Here is a 17010-nt window from a genome sequence, read left to right as displayed (position 1 = left end):
ATGGAACAGGTTGCGGCGATGGCGGCCGGCGGATCGGAACCGCTCCGCTTCCCGTGCTCGTCGTCGCAGCAGCGCTGCTGGTTCATCGATGCGCTCGATCCCGGCAGCGCGGCGCTCAATGTCGCGTTGCGCTGGGAGATCACCGGCATCATCGCCGACGACACGGTCGAGCACGCGTTCAACACCATCGTCGAGCGTCACGAGGTGCTGCGCACGCGGTTCCTCGAAATCGACGGCGAACCCGTGCAGGAAGTGGCGCCGGCGCTTCGGCTGAAACTCTCGGTCGTCGACCTCAGGCATTTGCCGGAAGAGGCCAGGGACGGCGAGGCGCGCAAGCTGGCCGAGCGCGAGGCCCAGACGCCCTTCGACATCCACGAGCTGCCGCTGATCCGCGTCACCCTGCTGCGGCTCGCGGACCAGCGCGCCAGCCTCCTCCTGACCGTGCACCAGATCGTCTTCGACGGTTGGTCGATCCGGGTGATCGCCAACGAGTTCGGCGAGATCGCCGCCGCCTATGATGCCAAGCGGGCGCACCCTCTCCCCGAGCTGCCGCTGCAATATGGCGACTATGCCCGCTGGCAGAGGGAATATCTCGCCGTCGAGGCAGTGAAGCATGAGCGCTATTGGTACGAGCAGCTCGCCCATGCGCCCTATCTGGAGGTGCCCGGCGATTTCGAGAAGCCGGCCCGCCCCTCGCATCACGGCATCATCCTCGCCGAGATGCTGCAGCCGGAAACCGGTGCGCGGATGGAGGAGGCGGCCCGACTGCTCGGCGTGACGCCCTTCGCGCTCGGCTGTGCGGCGACAATTGCACTCATCAAGCGACTGACCGGACGGTCCGACATCATCCTCGGCACCCAGATCGCCGGGCGCGACGAGACCGAGCTGGAGCCGCTGATCGGCGTCTTCATCAACAATCTGGTGCTGCGGGTCGACACCCGCCACGTCCGCAACTTCTCGGAGCTGCTCGCCCGTACCAACGAGACGGTGCGGGACGCGCTGATGCACCAGCAGATGCCGTTCCACCGGCTGGTCGAGCTCCTCAATCCGCCGCGCGACCCGGCCCGCACGCCGCTGATCTCCGTCAACTTCACCATGCTGAAGGAGGTTCTTCAGTACCGTGAATACGGGCGGTTCCGCTTGCAGGGCGTGCCCTCGCTGTCGGCGGGTTCGCTCTACGATCTCAACTTCTTCGTGGTGAAGTGGCGGGATGGCTGGCGCATGGCCATGGAGTACAATCCCGACATCTTCCGCGCCGACACGGCCCGCGCCTTCGTCTCGCTCTGGCGCAGCGCCTTCGAGCGGGCGATCGCCGAGCCGGACTTCGCGCTCGACACGCTGGTGCCGCCGGAACGCGGCGGGCCGGTGACGGCCGCGCCCAAGCCGGCGGACGTCGCGAGCGCTACTCCTTCCCCCGCGACCGCCTCGATCGCCGTCGATGCCGCCATCGAGGCGGCGCTGGCGGAGATCTGGCAGGATCTGCTCCAGACCGGCCCCCTGACGCCGGAGGCCGATTTCTTCGCGCTCGGCGGGCATTCGCTGCTGGCCGTCCGCATGCTGGCGCGGGTGCGCGAGCGGTTCGGCGAGCGGATCGACCCGCTCGTCCTGTTCGAGGCGCCGACGCTGCGCCAGATGGCGAGCCGCCTCGGGACTCGCCTGGTCGGCAACCCCGAACCGCCGGCCGACGAACGGTTGATCGAGCCCTGGAACGTCGTGCCGATCCAGCCGCATGGCAGCGAGACGCCGATCATCGCCATCAACAACACGCTGGCCTATTACAACGTCGCCCGCGCCATCGGCACCGACCGGCCGTTCATCGGCATCCAGCTGTTCGATCCCAATGCGCCGCGCGAGCTGGAGGAGCGGCCGCTGGCCGACGTGGCCCGCGACTATGTGAGGCTGATCCGGGCGGCCCGCCCGGGCGGGCCCTATGTGCTGTTCGGCCTCTGCGTCGCCGGCGCCATCGCCTATGAAGCCGGATGCCAGCTGGAGGCGGAGGGAGAGGCGGTTCCGCTCATCATCCTGGCCGATACGTGGCGACCGGGCTATCTCGCCGAATTGCCGCCACGCCGGCGGGCCGCCTTCCGGCGAGCCTATCGCTGGCACATGCTGAAGCGCCACTATACCCGCCTGTCCGCCGGAGAGACGGAACTGGCCGACGTGCTCGCCAGCTATCCGAAGATCCGCAAGACGGGAATGCTGAAGGCCGCGGCGCGTCTGGGACTGATCGAGGATCGCACCGGCAACCAGGATGACTGGAGCAATCGCTGGTTCCTCCCCACCCTCGAGCGGGCGCGGGATGCCTATCGGCCCGGGCCCTTCGGTGGCCGGGTGGTGCTGCTGCGCAGCGACGAAATGATTACGGACGGGCTGGGCGACGACATGGGCTGGAACACGGTTCTGCCGCTGCCGCCGGAGTCCCATGCCGTACCGGGCTGGCATGCCGAAATGTTCCAGGGAGATGGCGCGCAGGTGATCGCCCGGCATCTGCGGCCTCGGCTCAGGGAGCTCTCGACGCCGCTGCGGCCCTCGCGGCAGGCGGCCGAGTGACCGCCCGGTGGCGGACGCCCTGCATGGCCGCCCGCCCGATCGGCGGCGATCCCGGGCCTGGAGACGAGCTGGAGGGGCGCTGGCGCTCCTCGTGGCCATCGTCGCGGCACTGGTGACGATGGGCGGGGAGGCTCGGCCCCTGGCGACCCGCATCACCACCATGGCCGCGTCTCTCGTCTCCCAGCTGCGCCGGGCCATGACGGCGCCGGAGACCGGGACCGTCCATCGGACGCAGGTTCTCCTCGGGGCGGCGCAGGGCAGGGGGGCCGAACCGATCACCGTCGACATCTGGCATCTCGCCATCGACGCGCATGCGCCCGATGGCGCCTCGCGCACGCCAGCGCTGCTGCTCTACACGCCGGGATCGGGAAAGGCGCGCACCGACAACGCCGCCACGGCGGCGGCGCTCGCCCGCCTCGGCTATGTGGTGATAGCTCTCGACGACATCGAGCGGATGCCCGGATCCGCAGCCGCCGGCGTGACGCCGCTGCTCTTCGACTTCACCTCCGAAGCGGCCTATCACACGACGCTGGTGCATGCGGACGAGAAGGTGCACCGGCAAGCGCTGCGGCTCGTCGAGGTTCTCGACCGGCTAATGGCGCTCCAGCGCACCCCGGACCGGCCTGCCTGGCTCGACGACCTGCCGCTCGATCGTGTCGGGGCGTTCGGATGGTCGTTGGGCGGCTCGACCTCGGCCGAGGCGAGCGTGCTCGATCCCCGCATCGCTGCCGTGGCCAACCTCGATGGCTGGCTGTTCGGGCAGGCGGCGATCGGGGCGGTGAGGGCGCCCTATCTGCTTCTGTTGAGCGACTTCCCCTTCCCGAGCGACGCCGATCTCGACGATCCGGTTGCGGCCCGTCGCTACGAGGCGCGCCTCACCCGCCGCGACCTGACGGAAGAACAGCGGCTGGTGCAACGGCCCGGAAGTCTCGGCATGCGCCTCGCCGGAGCAGTCCACGAGAACCTGTCGGACCTTGCACTCGGAATCGGCTTCTGGCGGAGCTGGACGCGTGTCGACCCCGTCCGCACCAAGGCGTTGATCGATGCCTGCCTCGCGGCGTTCTTCGACCATCATCTGCGCGGGACGCCGCCGGCGGGATGCCTGCTGCGCGACTACCGTGCCGGTGGCGACCAGCGCTTCAATACGATCGCATGGCCGGATCCCGGCGCGGCGAGGGCTCCCATGTAGCCGGCCGCGGGCACGAAGTGGAACAGCTCCCAGAGGGGGACTGTCTCCGGCGTGCCCTTCAGGCGCAACAGGCGACGCTCCGTGCCGGCCTCCGGCGTGATGTCATCCAGATCGGGCGCTTCGGCCAATCCCAGCCCGAGCGCCTTGATGATGGCTTCCTTGCGCGTCCAGTGTCGATAAAAGCTCGCCAGCCACTGATCCTCTTCGCACGCGGCAAGCTCGGCGCGCTCGGCGCGGGAAAAGCTTATCTCCGCGACGGCTTGCTCGACCGGCGCGAGCTTTTCCACGTCGACGCCCAGGGGGATGCCGTCGGCCACCGCAAGCACGCCGAGACCTTCGGAATGGCTCAGATTGAAGCCGAGGCGCTCATGTCCTTTCAGGGCGGGCTTGCCATAGGCATTGCGAGCGAACGACAGGGCTTCCGCTTCCCTTCCGATGGCCTGGCCGAGAATGCCGCGCATGATGCCATGCGCGGCTGTGAAGCGGCTGCGATCCCGCGGGCGCAGAAGGCCTGAGCGCCTCTGCCGCTCGTCATCCGACAGCCAGGTCTCGATGGCCGCCAGTTCCTCTGCCGCACGATCCAGCTCGAAGATCCAGATCGTGATCCGATGGCCCACGTCGCGATCCTTCCATTGATGGGTGTCGGAAGGTCAGTTTGATCGCATCCTCAGGTTGCGTCTCCTGGCAGGATGGAGCAGGTATCCGATATCGTCAGTCTACCCTGGCAATGTGGATGAGGGAGATTGGCGCTTGGCACGCCTTTCGTGGTAGGTCGCCGTTGCGTGGCAATGCATCTGCCGGCACGAGAGATACATGACGCCCCACCAAAAGGAGTTGGCGAGGCCTGGAGCCGGCCGCCTATACCATTTTAGATAATAATAATATCGAGTGAGCACCAATTAAGTGACATATTTTTGTCATATGGGAGTATGATGTATCAAAATTGATATTTTGAAAATATACTCTGAATTTTTACATATAAAATCATAATATATGAAATATAATATCGATATATATAAATATATATTTATTCATGAGAGTATTTTATATCCACATATATATTATGTATATTCAAATATACCATAAGAAAATCAAAAAATCATATGAATATATGTGGCTTGAATTCATTTTATGTCCAATGTCGTAGCGAATGTGCAGCGGCTGTTTCGCGTAATTCTGTCGGATTTTTGGAACGTTCCCACCGGTGGCGCGTCGGCGAGGTTGTCCCCTGACGCTTTTTGGTGCGTATTGAAAGACGGCACGCCGGGATATGGCGAAGTGATCGTTTCGCATTTAGTTGCAATTTCGATATAAGTGCGGATATAAGTACATCCCGGAGTTGCTCCCCTCCCTTGCGGAAGGTTGTGGGAGCTCCCTGTCCACGACGGTCACCTCGGGAGGAGGGGCGTGGACGGTTCCAAAGTGGGCGTGCCTTTCGGTCAAGATCCCAGGACCTTTCAGGGCGGATAGAGGGTAATGCGTATAGTCCACCCGATGACGGTGCTCAGGGATTGGTACGGTCCGTATGGATCGAGTCTCGTGCGCGGTGGGGACATAAAATCATGGAAAAAGGAAGCCATGACGCTTCTTTAGTTAAGATAAATAGATATATCGACATGAGCCCGAAATCCGGCATCGGATACGGGAGCGATGATAAGGCGATGATCGATGGCGGAATTTCGTCGGTTTATCGCGACAGAAGCATTATCGTCCTGATAGAGCCGAGACGACTTCTCGGACAGTGTTTGTCTCTTGCACTCTATTCGGTCGATCAGGCGACGATATTCAAAGTTTATAGCAGCGTATCCGAATGGAAGGCGTCTCCCGATGCGGCATCTACCGCGTTGGTGATCATATCCACTCCCGACCAATCCGAAGAAGCCGGCTCGGGCTTCGACATAAAGAAAGAGCTTGCCGAGCTGAAAGCGTGCAAGCCCGCCATGAAATTTGCGATCCTGTCGGATCGGGAGTCACCCAAGCATGTGCTGAATGCCATGCAGAGCGGGGCTCAGGGCTACATTCCGACAAGTCTCTCGATCGAAGTGATTGCGCAGATTTTGCAGCTCATGAAGTTTGGCGGCACGTTCGTGCCGGCGAACAGCCTGATGACCATGGCCGGCACGCCTTCGGCGAACCTCACGCCGCAAGCCAGCGACAACCCGATCTTTACGTCGCAGCGCCAGCTGATGGTGGCGCGGGCCTTGCGGAAGGGGGCTCCCAACAAGGTCATCGCCTATCAACTGAACATGTGCGAGAGCACCGTAAAGGTGCATGTCAGAAACATAATGAAAAAGTTGAAGGCGAAGAACCGGACGGAAGTTGCCCTCCTGACGACGCAGATGTTCCCCGACGATGGAAATAATTGATCTTGCGTTCAGATTGACATCCTGATCCTTGCCTTTCGAAGCGTGCCGCCGACGTAGTCCTTCGATGCCGGTGGCTGTAGCCGCTTCGTTCGTAAACCGGCCCAGAGTTGAGCCCTGGAAGCGTCCTCCTTTGCAACGGCGAAGGTTTGCGACCGAGGATGGGCGTCGCGCCTTCGGTCCTCCGGTTGACCGGAGCGTGTTGCCGGAGCTGCCGCTGTCTTGCCGCTCCGCGATGGAGTGCCAGGCCCGCAGCCTTTTTTGATGTCGGGACTTGCGGTGCCCGGCATGGCGTCGCGGGGGGCATCGATTGCGTGGTCGAATGACCGCGTTTCCGCCGGAGCACCGGGACGGTGTTCGTGTCAGGCGATGCAATGGCCGGCACTGCCAAGGCCGCGAATTAGCTCAACATCTCCAGCGAGATAGGCTCGAAGCCCTGCTTCCGGTCCGCCCGGGAGGCATGTCGCCCGCGCGCAGGGAGGCATCGCCTCTGCGGTAATCTTATGGACACGCGGCCTAAGCCTTATGCGACGGCGCTGCTCTACGTGCCGCGATGCATAGTCGGTGCATGCACTAACAACAAGCGTAAAGAGCGTTGGGGTAAGGGATGAGTCAGTCTGCACCGCGGAATTCGTCATCCGTCACTCGGCAAATGACCACCGTCAGGGACGCGGCCATCGGCAGGGGGCCATCGACGGTATGCACGGGCCTTCGCCATATCCCTTGCTCTACCTCCGGGAGCTCGCGGTCATGAAAGTCGTCATTCTGGCGGGCGGCAAGGGCATACGCCATGCGGAGGAGACAAGCGTCAGGCCGAAATCCATGGTGGAGATCGGAGGTTGGCCGGTATTGTGGCATATACTTAATCTATATAGCGTGCATGGATTGAATGATTTTATTATTTGTTGCGATCAGAAGAATTCGACCATCAAGGACTTTTTCGCCAATTACGCACTCCGGCGCGCGGATGTTACCTTCGATTTCGCGAACGGCTCCATCGGCTATCATGTCAACGCGATCGAGCCATGGCGCGTGACGCTGGTCGATACGGGCGAGGAGACGATGACCGGGGGGCGTCTCAAGCGCGCGGCCAAATATCTCGACGGGGACACGTTCTGCTGCGCCTATGGCGACAGCCTGTGCGATGTCGATATCGGGCGGCTCATCCGTTTCCACACCGCGAGCAGCACGCTTGCTACGCTGGTTGCCGTCCAGCCGCCGGGCCGCCTGGTGGGCTGCCGGAGCGACGATGCGCGGGCCGGCGATCCCCGGGAAGGGACGTGCAGCGACGACGTCTGGGTCAATGGCGGCTTCTTCGTGCTGCAGCCGGAGGTCCTCTCCTACATCGATGACGATGCGACGGTCTGGGAGCAGGCGCCGATGCAGCGGCTCGGCGAGGAGGGGCAACTCACCGCCTTTCGCCACGCGGGCTTCTGGCACCCGGTGGAGACGCTGCGCGACATTCTCAATCTTCAGGAGATATGGAACAGCGGCAAGGCACCGTGGCGGGTCGAGGCGCTGCGCGCGGCCCAGGGCGCCGCCGCCTCCGAACATGATGCGATGTCATGAGACACGCGCGCCGGCGGCTGTGTGGCCGGACTGCGTGGCGCCTGCGGATCGGCTCCCATTGCCTGACGGGAGCCTTTTCGCCCGAGGCCATTGCTCGATGCACGCGCGAGGGTCGCATCTCGCTGTTTCGATTTCCCGGTGAAGGCGGCCGTCCTATCGGCTCGCCGCCATGATCGGCATGGAGAAACCCACCGGCGCAAGATCGCCCGGACATGGACGAGTTGCGACCGGGATGAAAGCCGCTCGCCGCTCGCCGCTGCCGAGGTGAATGTCGGAGGCAGGGTTTCTTCTTCCCCGAGCCGATGCGCGGAAACGCGCTAGCCATGGCGGCATGGCGCTCCTCCACTGATCCGGCCCGAACGTGGCATCCGATCGCAGGCCATCGCAGCGGCGGGAGGTCGGCCGTGCTGCGGAACGTTCCTGTTCCTTGGGGCGGGGAGGCGCGACATCGCGTCTGCCAGGGCCCGGATGGCGGAGGCGAGGGCTGGGGTGTTATCGGGCGCCGCGGTGGCGGGGCCGTCAGCGCTCGCTCTTGGTGACGACGGCGCCGAGAACCTTGGCCTGCAGCGTCTGCAGCCAATGGATGTCTTCCTCGATCATGCCGCGTGTGGTCTTGCCCGCCTCGACCGCCAGCAGGATGCAGTCGAGGCACAGATACACGGCCATTTCCCCATGCGAGGGCGTCATCGGCGGAAGATCGAAGATCACGACGTCATAGCCGTTCAGCATGCTGCCGATCGTCATCCTCAGGGCCGTGGTGTCGTCCTGGTGGAAAATGGCGGGAAGCGTCGACGTGCATCCGATCGGCAGCACGTCGACCGACAGATCGGGAAGCGTCCTGAGGGCCTGCTCGAGCGAGGCGAGGCCCGCCACGACCTCCATGAGGCCGAGCCGCGGGCTGGCGCCCGCCACGGTGCTCAAGGTCGGATGCTGAGGATTGGCATCGACGATCAGGGTGCGCCGGCCGCTGAGGGCGAACAGGCTGGCAAGATTGCTCGCCAGCATCGACTTGCCCTCGCCCTCGCTATGGGAGGTGACGCCGAAGCTGAACCGCTCGGCAGGACGCATGCAGATTTCTATGCGTTCCCTGATCGCCACGAGGGCGTTGCGGGTATGGACCGTGGATGGCCTGAACGCCGCGGTGAAATAGCCGCTATCGGATCGAAGCGGCCGACGCGTCGTCACCTGGGTAGACGCGGGCGCTCCGCGCGGACGCGATGGGCCGGGGCGGGGGCGTCGCGCCCGCACCGCCAGCACGGGGAAGCTGCCGATGCATTCGATGCCGAGTTCCGAGCGGATCTGGCGCGCCGAACGTATCGTGTTGTCGAGCTGGTGCCGAAGCAGGGCGATGCCGCCCCCTACGAGGCCGCTCACGAGCAGCCCCAATGCCAGGATCATCGTCCCGCGCGGCTGGGTCTTGAAGAAGGGGGCCGTCGCCGATGTCAGCACATGGGCATCGGCGACCGGGAAGGACTGGCGCTGGACGGCTTCCGTGAAGCCCTGGAGAAAGCTCTCATACACACGCTGATAGATCTGTGCCGTGGTCTCCAGTTCCTCCAGCGTGTTGGCGGGGTTCTTCGGCTCGGCTTCGGCTGCCGCATCCGGCGCGCCGCCGGGGCGTCCGTCGCCCGAGCGCACGATCCGATAGTCGCGGCGTGCCTTGAATTCCTGGACGGCACGGGTCGCCGCGCTCATCTGATTGCGCAGTTCGAGAGTCCGCGCCTCGAGCCAGTCTCCGCCGACGCGGGCGGTTTCCGACCGGGCCGCGAGCTGGTAGCGGATATAGGCTTCCGCCGTGGCATTGGCCACCTGCGCCGCGCGGTCCGGGCTCGGGGAACTGAACGTTATGTCGATGGCATAGGACATCCCCGAGCGGCGTACATCGAGATTGCTGGCGAACGACTCCATGATGAAGCGAGATCTGGCGGCCGGGGACATCTCGATCGGCGGAACGGGCCAGACCGGCGCGAGCAGCCGGCGCATGAGCGAAGGTCGCGGCTGGAAATCCTCGGCATCGGCGAGATTGAGATCGGCGATGACGCTCTTCGCGATGCGTTCCGATCGCAGCACCGCAATCTGGCTTTCCACCTGCGCCGTATCCAGCGCGAGAACGGCATTTCCCGTCTGGCCGTTCCACTGCTCCTGCACGCGCGGATCGATGATCACCTGAGCGCGCGCCGTGAATATCGGAGTGGCGACCTTCAGATAAAGCGTGCACGCCGCCAGCGTAATCACCATGGGCAGGGTGATGGTTATCCAGTAGCGTTTGAAGAATGAAACCACATCGGCCAGGTTGAAGTGGTCCTGTGCCGACGTTTCCGTCGGCCATGTCGGCGCGCTGGAAAGCTGGCTTCTCCTGAACGAGGTCGATGAGGAAATGAACATCTGCGGCTCGCAATCGTCGTCGCCCAAGGCAATGCGCCGTGTGCGGGGCGTCGACGCACATGAGCGGTAGAAGTCCACAAAATCTTAATGGAGTTCCGGCGCATCGGGGTTATCCATAAGGATAACTGCAAATATCGTTTTATACTCATGGCTATCGTCGGGTTATAACTTATCCCTTCGCGCAGACGGATGCTTTGTGGCGCTTTCGAAATGGCTCGTTCTCATGCAGGGCGGGTCGGGAGCGCTAAGGTGAGACCGGCAACTCGGTGAACACGCCGTCGGCGGTCAATGTCGGAAGTCGCCAATCGCGCGAGCCCTGGTTCGATCGGGGGGATTGCCGTCATGAGAGCGCCGGTCATCTGGATAACCGGGCAGGACCTGCCGAGATCGAGGACGGAACATCATCGATGCCGAAATGGGAGCGTTTCCTGCGCCGCGCCGCTTATGCATGCCTGTTGATCATCGTCGCTCTTTCCCTGTTGCCGGCGCAGGAGATGTACCGCACCGGCGCGCCCAAGGGTGCCGAGCACTTCGCTGCCTATTGGGGAGCGGGAATCCTGATGGGAGGCGCGTTCTGTCGGCAATGGCGCGAAAGGGCATGGGTGGCCATGGGCCTCGCCGGCTTGGCCGGACTGATGGAGTTGCTGCAGCAATTCTCGCCGGGACGAACGCCGCATCTGAGCGATTTCATCGCAAGTTCCACCGGGGCCGTTCTCGGCGTCGCCATGAGCGTAGCGATCTTGCGCTGTGCATATGCGGCCCGCTCATCCGGGCGCGCCGCGCCGGAGGCGTCCACGGCGCCGGACCGGTAATGAAGGTGAAGCGATAGACCGCAACGCCCCGCCGATCTCGCGATCGCTCGGATGGAGAAGGGAAATATCCAAAAGAGGGTGCGTTGCGCCGTTGAAAATGATCCGGCTTGCACCTTTGGAGACGATCGCAAGCCCTGATGTCAGTTCGAAGCTGTTTCGGGTCCTCCGCACTCCGCTAAGCTGACCCGCAAGTTTCTTGGAAGCCTTTGACTGCCAGGCGCGGGAAAACTGTCATGAATTCACTCAACCACTCGGCTTTTCTTGATCGTTCCTGCGCGGAAAATGCGGAACCTGGACGGCCGCCGGCGATCGTGCCGGTCATCATGTGCGGCGGCGCCGGTACGCGCCTGTGGCCGGTGTCTCGCGATACCATGCCGAAGCAGTTCATTCCGCTGTTCGGGCAGGAATCCACCTTTCAGGCCACGGCGAAACTGGTTTCCGACCCGTCGGTGTTCACGAAACCCATCGTCGTCACCAATGTCGAATACCGCTTCATCGTGGCGGAACAGCTCGGTGCGCTCGGCATCGACGCGCAGATCATCCTCGAGCCCCGTCGGCGCGACTCGTCGGCAGCCGTGGCGATCGCCACCCAGTTCGCCCTGTCGCAGATAGGCCCCTGCGTCGTGGGCGTCTTCGCGGCCGACCATGTCGTGCGGGACGAGGCATCGTTCATCGAAACCTGCCGGCAAGGCGCGGCCCTTGCGGCGCAGGGGCGTATCGTCACGATCGGCATTACCCCGACCCGCCCCGAGACGGGCTTCGGCTATATCCGGGCGGGCGAGGAGGTCGCGGCCGACGCCTATCGCGTGTCGGCCTTCGTCGAGAAGCCCGATGCGGCGCGCGCCGCGCAATATGTGGCCGACGGCTATTTGTGGAACTCGGGAAACTTCATCTTCGATGCGGCGACCATGCGCGCCGAGTTGCGGACGTTCGAACCCTCGCTCTGGGAGGCGGCGGCGACGGCGCTGGCGCAGGCGACGATGGACCTGGATTGCCTGCTGCTCGACGCGGATTCCTTCGGGAAAGCCAAGAAGGTGTCGATCGATTATGCGGTGATGGAGCGGACCGACAAGGCGGCCGTCGTGGCCGGCGGTTTTCAATGGTCGGATGTGGGGGGATGGCCCGCCGTCTGGGAGCTTTCCCCGAAGGACGAAAGCGGAAACGCCGTGGAGGGGAGGGGCTATATCCTCGAGGGCGCCAATAATTTCGTCTCGGCCGATGGCTCTCTCGTCGCGGTGATCGGACTGGACGACATTGCCGTCATCGCCACGCGCGACGCGGTGCTGGTGACGGCGAAGTCCAGGGCCGGCCAGGTCAAGGAGATGGTCGGCCTGATCTCGGCCAGGGGCGATGCGGAAGCGACGACCCATCAGGAAATCCACAGGCCGTGGGGCAAGTATCTCTCCATCGACCGTGGCTCCCGTCACCAGGTCAAGCGGATCACCGTGAAGCCGGGCGGGACGCTGTCCTTGCAGAAACATTATCACCGGGCCGAGCATTGGGTGGTGGTGCGCGGAACCGCCGAAGTCACCCGCAACGAGGAAACCATCCTCGTCCATGAAAATGAAAGCATCTATCTTCCCATCGGATGCGTGCACCGCATGTCCAATCCCGGCAAGATTCCGCTGGAGATCATCGAGGTGCAGGTAGGCTCCTATCTCGGAGAGGACGACATCGTCCGTCTCCAGGATGTGTATCGGCGGGTTTGACGTGAGCAGTTTGAAATTCGGAACCTCCGGCCTGCGAGGCCTCGTAACTGATCTCGTCGGGCTGCCGGCCTACAGCCATGCCCGCGCCTTTTGCGCCATGATCGCCGAGGACCGGACCGGGGGAGATGCCCGGGAGGTTCTCATCGGGCGCGACCTGCGCGCTTCGAGCGCGGAGATTGCGGGGCAATGCGCACAGGCCGCTGCAGATGCCGGCCTCGAACCGGTCGATTGCGGCGAGGTGCCGACGCCGGCGCTCGCCATGGCGGCCCTGGCGAGGGGCGCCGCCGCCATCATGGTGACCGGCAGCCATATTCCCGAAGATCGCAACGGGTTGAAGTTCTACCGTTCGCGCGGGGAGATCGACAAGGCGGACGAGGCGCGTATTCTCGCATGGCATGCTCGTCTCGCTCTTTCCGCCATGCTTGCGACCCTGCCCGCGACGCGCGTCGACGCCAAAGGCATCGATGTGCTCACCGGCTATCGCGAGCGCTACGAGGTCTTCTTCCCGCCGGAGGTGCTCCGCGGGCTCACCATCGGCGTCTATCAGCATTCCACGGTAGGGCGCGATGTCATCGCCGAGGTGCTGGCGGCGCTGGGAGCCGAGGTCGTGCCTCTGGGGCGTGCCGCGCACTTCATTCCGGTGGACACCGAAGCCCTGCGACCGGAAGACGAGGAACTGGCCCGCCTATGGGCGGCGCAAGGGCGCTTCGACGCGCTGGTATCCGCGGATGGCGATGCCGATCGTCCGCTGATCGCCGACGGCACGGGGCGTTTCCTGCGCGGCGATCTCGTGGGGGCGCTGACGGCGGCGTTTCTTGGGGCCGACACCATTGTCACGCCGGTGACGTCCAACTCGGCGCTGGAGCGCTGCGGTCGGTTCGACAAGGTGGTGCGCACCAAAGTGGGGTCGCCCTTCGTCATTGCGGGCATGGCCGAGGCTGAGGCGGAAGGGGCGCGCAGCGTCGTCGGCTTCGAGGCTAATGGCGGCACGCTGCTCGGCTCGACGGTCGAGCGGGACGGGCGCCGGCTGCCGGCGCTGCCGACGCGCGATGCGTTGCTGCCCATAGTGGCGGTCCTCGCAATGGTGGCGCAGTCGGGCGAGCCGCTCGCCGCCCTCGCCATCCGGCAGGATTTCGCCGTCGCCCTGTCGAACCGTTTGCCGAACGTCCGGCAGGAACAGAGCGCCATCCTGATCGCCGCATTGGACGATGAAGCGTCGCAAGCCAGCCGGGCAGCCTTCGCCGGGCATGGAGGAATCGTCGCCCGGGACCGGCGTGACGGCTTGAGGCTGACGCTCGCAGACGACACCACCGTGCATTTCCGTGCTTCCGGCAATGCGCCTGAACTGCGCGTCTATGTGGAGGCGCGCCGCCTCGACGAAGCGGAGGCGCTTCTTCAGGAGGGTTTGGACGTTGCCGACCACTGGATCGAGACCGCGCCGCCCGCCGGACCCGCTTGACGGCTCATCGTCTTTCTTTCGCGGTGCCGCTCACTCTTTCGCGGCGCCGCTCACTTGGGCACGGTCTTGCGCAGCTCGGGAAAATCATAGGCGCGCCAGCCCGGGATATCCGCGACCTCCAGAAATTCCTTGCCGTGTTCGGCGAGGGCGGGACTGCACGCCTCGCCCGCTACCTTGATGACGGTACCGTAGGGATAGGTGGCGTCGATGCCGAGCGCGGAGCCCAGCCGCTGATCGTTGGGAAGCGATTCATCGCTGGAGGGATCCAGCGGCCCGGCCGGAAGGTCGCTCATGATGAAGACGTCTCGCGCCGGCTGCATGCGAAAGGCCGTTGCCCATTCGACCTGGTTGGAATCCTGGACATCGATGTCCGGATCGACCGCGATGACCCGTTTGGGACGCAGGTTGCTGCTCATCACGTCGAGGATCGCCGCCCGGGCTTCGCCGGCGAAGCGCGGCTTCATCGAGAGCACCACGTAGAACTGTGTCCCGCCGGACGGTGGCACCGCGACGCGCTGCACGGTCGGAAAGCGCTGGCGCAGCTGCTGCAGCAGCGAGGCTTCGAACGGCAATTGCTTGAGGATGTGGTTTTCCGTGGGTGGCACGCCCGTCAGGAGCGCCTGGAAGTAGGCCCCGTTGCGATAGGTAATCGCGGTGGGGCGGGCAATGGGCTTCGCCGCGCCCGGGGTATAGTAGCCGGTGTACTCCCCAAGCGGGCCTTCCATCACGGTGGTGCCGAAATCCGCCTCGAACTCGATGACGAGTTCGGCCCTGGCCGGCACCTCGACATCGTTCGTGCGGCACTTCACCAGCTCGACCGGTGCGCCGCGCAGGCCGCCGGCGACCTCGAAGTCGTTGGTGTCGTCGGAGACCTGGATCGGGCAGGTATAGGCGATCAGCGGATCCACGCCGATCACCAGCGACGCACGGAAGGTTTTCTGCCCCTTTTGCAGAGCCTTGGCGATGTTCTTGGCGAACCGATGGTTCGGCAGGGCGAGGAAGGACAGCGTCTTCTTGTCGATCAACTCGAACCGGTAGTGGCCGATATCAGGGACGCCGGTCTCGGGATCCTTGCTCACGACGATGCCCGATGTGATGTAGGGCCCGCCATCGTCGGGGCTGTACTTGCAGATCGGCAGGGCCGACAGGTCGATGTCGTCGCCCAGGACGATGTTCTCGTGCACGGGGGCATTCTCGGTGAGGACCGGCGGAATGCGCCGTGCAAGACCATCGAGAATGTTCTGGACGACGTTGTCCTCGGTGCTCTGGAAGGCGATCAGGGCCTTGGAGCGCGAATTGTATATGCCGCCCACAAGCGGGAAATTGCTGCCATTGTTCTTGAATATGACCGCCGGGCCCTCTATCGCGGCGCTCTTCCTCAGCGCTTTCGCGACTTCCAGTTCCGGGGCGACATGGCGCTCCACCTCTATCAACTCCCCCTGCGCCTGCAGGGCCGCTAGGAAGTCCCGGAAATCCTGATACGCCATGGTAGCCCGTTCCAGTGGAGGGGGTCTCTCATACCATGTTCGGGGCGGTCGGATCGACCGCGATGCGTCGACCCGTTGCCATTCTTGCCGGATGGACAGGCCTCAGAACGCGAGAAGATTGTCGCGCAGATGCTGATGGTCATAGGCTCTGCGCATCAGTCCCCGACGCTGCAATGCCGGCACCAGCCCATCGGTGATGGTGGCGATGGAGCGACGGCTGACATCCGGCAGCACGATGAGGAAGCCGTCGCCGCCGACTTCTTCCATGATTTCTTCCATCTGCGCCGCCGCGCTGTCCGGCGTGCCGATCACGTCGACGCAATAGCCCGAGCCATAATGGGCGACGATCGCCTCGCGCAGCGTCTGCTTGCCGGCGCGGACCAGGAAGGCCTGCAGCGTGGACTGGGTGCCGTTGGTGGTGAGTTCGCCGACCGGCGTGTCGAGGTCGAACTGCGAGAAGTCGATATTGGTGGCCCAGCCGAGCCGGGCGAGCCGCGCGGGGATGTTCTCCGCGGTCTGGATCTTGCGCTGGTCGGCGTGCCAGCGGGCCTGTTCTTCCGTCTCGGCGACGATCGGCGACAGCAGGAACAGCAGCTTGCAGCTATCGGGATCGCGCCCCATCGCCGCCATTTGCGCGCGGACTTCCTCGCGATAGCGCTTCATGCTGGCGACGCCGGTCGGGGCGGCCACGATGGTATCGGCATGCGCGGCGGCGAAGGCCCGGCCGATCGCCGAGCCACCGGCCTGCGCGATGACCGGCCGGCCCTGCGGGCATGGACCGGAATTCAGCGGACCGCGCGAGGAGTAGTAGGTGCCGGCATAGTCGATGGTGTGAACCTTGGCCGGGTCGATCAGCGTGCCATTCTCGTGATCATCGAGGATCGCTCCCGGCTCCCAGGAATCCCACAGCTTCTTGACGATGGTGGCGTATTCCTCGGCGACGACGTAGCGCTGGTCATGGTCCGCCATGCCGGCCAGCCCGAAATTCTGCGCCGCGAGATCGTTGAAGCCGGTGACGAGGTTCCAGCCGGCACGGCCGCCGGAGATCTGGTCGAGCGAGCCGATGATGCGCGCGGTCAGATAGGGGTGATAGGCGAAAGTCGACAGCGTCGGCACGATGCCGAGCCGCCGCGTCGCCGCCGCCAGCAGGGTTGCGACCACCGAGGGCTCCTGGCGCGGCACGCAGATGCCGTTGCGGAGAAAGATATCGCGCGAATTCTGCCAGTTCTCGCCGATGAAGATGGAATCCTCGATCAGCAGGTAGTCGAAGCAGGCGCGCTCGATGGACCGGGCAAGGTCCACGAACAGCTCCGCGCTCATCCATTCGCTGCCGATATTCCCCGTCCACGGCTCGCCCCAGGCCTGCGCGCTCGACCCCTGAAGAAACCAGGCCATGTGGAAGGTGGACGCCATGAAATTCCCCCGCGCTCTCTGCCAGCCCGCGCCGCCGGCGGAACAATCGGGACAGGTTCCGGCTCGCCTGGGCG

At 64.3% G+C, this 17010-nt stretch carries 11 protein-coding genes; 7 read left to right on the top strand and 4 right to left on the bottom strand.

The window, feature by feature from the left end:
* Together KHC19_RS07335 and KHC19_RS07330 are read left to right on the top strand one after the other, a co-directional pair.
* Positions 1-2550, top strand: a complete 2550-nt coding sequence (locus KHC19_RS07335; protein ID WP_213351681.1) for a condensation domain-containing protein — start codon at positions 1-3, stop codon at positions 2548-2550.
* 91 nt (positions 2551-2641) lie between these two features.
* Positions 2642-3739, top strand: a complete 1098-nt coding sequence (locus tag KHC19_RS07330) for an alpha/beta hydrolase (protein ID WP_213351680.1) — start codon at positions 2642-2644, stop codon at positions 3737-3739.
* Here KHC19_RS07330 and KHC19_RS07325 read toward each other — a convergent pair.
* Positions 3664-4356 (bottom strand): 4'-phosphopantetheinyl transferase family protein, encoded by a 693-nt coding sequence (locus tag KHC19_RS07325; RefSeq protein WP_213351679.1) that lies wholly within the window; start codon positions 4354-4356, stop codon positions 3664-3666. The genes KHC19_RS07330 and KHC19_RS07325 overlap by 76 nt on opposite strands.
* Before the next feature lie 945 nt (positions 4357-5301).
* Here KHC19_RS07325 and KHC19_RS07320 point away from each other — a divergent pair.
* Both KHC19_RS07320 and rfbF read left to right on the top strand, forming a co-directional pair.
* Positions 5302-6105: a response regulator transcription factor gene (locus KHC19_RS07320; RefSeq protein WP_213351678.1), complete on the top strand. Its 804-nt coding sequence runs from the start codon at positions 5302-5304 to the stop codon at positions 6103-6105.
* Between the two features lie 747 nt (positions 6106-6852).
* A complete protein-coding gene (gene rfbF / locus KHC19_RS07315) occupies positions 6853-7671 on the top strand; it encodes a glucose-1-phosphate cytidylyltransferase (protein WP_213351677.1) in 819 nt (272 codons plus the stop codon).
* Positions 7672-8190: 519 nt separating this feature from the next.
* Here the strand turns inward: rfbF and KHC19_RS07310 are convergent.
* A complete protein-coding gene (locus KHC19_RS07310; protein ID WP_213351676.1) occupies positions 8191-10083 on the bottom strand; it encodes a GumC family protein in 1893 nt (630 codons plus the stop codon).
* Between the two features lie 239 nt (positions 10084-10322).
* Between KHC19_RS07310 and KHC19_RS26310 the strand changes: the two genes are divergently transcribed.
* The 3 genes from KHC19_RS26310 (at position 10323) to KHC19_RS07295 (ending at position 14036) form a co-directional block, all read left to right on the top strand.
* Complete coding sequence (locus KHC19_RS26310) at positions 10323-10868, top strand: VanZ family protein (protein WP_213351675.1); 546 nt, start codon at positions 10323-10325, stop codon at positions 10866-10868.
* Between the two features lie 233 nt (positions 10869-11101).
* Positions 11102-12577: a mannose-1-phosphate guanylyltransferase/mannose-6-phosphate isomerase gene (locus tag KHC19_RS07300; protein WP_281418545.1), complete on the top strand. Its 1476-nt coding sequence runs from the start codon at positions 11102-11104 to the stop codon at positions 12575-12577.
* Positions 12558-14036: a phosphohexomutase domain-containing protein gene (locus KHC19_RS07295; RefSeq protein ID WP_213351674.1), complete on the top strand. Its 1479-nt coding sequence runs from the start codon at positions 12558-12560 to the stop codon at positions 14034-14036. The genes KHC19_RS07300 and KHC19_RS07295 overlap by 20 nt, the downstream gene beginning before the upstream one ends.
* Before the next feature lie 50 nt (positions 14037-14086).
* Here the strand turns inward: KHC19_RS07295 and KHC19_RS07290 are convergent, their stop codons facing one another.
* Both KHC19_RS07290 and KHC19_RS07285 read right to left on the bottom strand, forming a co-directional pair.
* Positions 14087-15523 (bottom strand): UbiD family decarboxylase, encoded by a 1437-nt coding sequence (locus KHC19_RS07290; protein ID WP_213351673.1) that lies wholly within the window; start codon positions 15521-15523, stop codon positions 14087-14089.
* A gap of 102 nt (positions 15524-15625) precedes the next feature.
* Positions 15626-16936: an NtaA/DmoA family FMN-dependent monooxygenase gene (locus tag KHC19_RS07285; RefSeq protein WP_246548336.1), complete on the bottom strand. Its 1311-nt coding sequence runs from the start codon at positions 16934-16936 to the stop codon at positions 15626-15628.
* Positions 16937-17010: the final 74 nt, after the last annotated feature.

The sequence above is a fragment of the Ancylobacter oerskovii genome (assembly GCF_018390555.1).
Classification (GTDB): Bacteria; Pseudomonadota; Alphaproteobacteria; order Rhizobiales; family Xanthobacteraceae; genus Ancylobacter; species Ancylobacter oerskovii.
The sequence above is the reverse complement of the archived record's forward strand: the minus strand, read 5'-3'. Positions and strand labels throughout refer to the sequence as shown.

Bases quoted from the DNA above. Each gene is read 5' to 3' on its own strand.
- KHC19_RS07335 (WP_213351681.1), top strand. From the start codon at position 1: ATGGAACAGGTTGCGGCGATGGCGGCCGGCGGATCGGAACCGCTCCGC.
- KHC19_RS07320 (WP_213351678.1), top strand. From the start codon at position 5,302: ATGGAAAAAGGAAGCCATGACGCTTCTTTAGTTAAGATAAATAGATAT.
- rfbF (WP_213351677.1), top strand. From the start codon at position 6,853: ATGAAAGTCGTCATTCTGGCGGGCGGCAAGGGCATACGCCATGCGGAG.
- KHC19_RS07300 (WP_281418545.1), top strand. From the start codon at position 11,102: ATGAATTCACTCAACCACTCGGCTTTTCTTGATCGTTCCTGCGCGGAA.
- KHC19_RS07295 (WP_213351674.1), top strand. From the start codon at position 12,558: ATGTGTATCGGCGGGTTTGACGTGAGCAGTTTGAAATTCGGAACCTCC.
- KHC19_RS07290 (WP_213351673.1), bottom strand. From the start codon at position 15,523: ATGGCGTATCAGGATTTCCGGGACTTCCTAGCGGCCCTGCAGGCGCAG.
- KHC19_RS07285 (WP_246548336.1), bottom strand. From the start codon at position 16,936: ATGGCGTCCACCTTCCACATGGCCTGGTTTCTTCAGGGGTCGAGCGCG.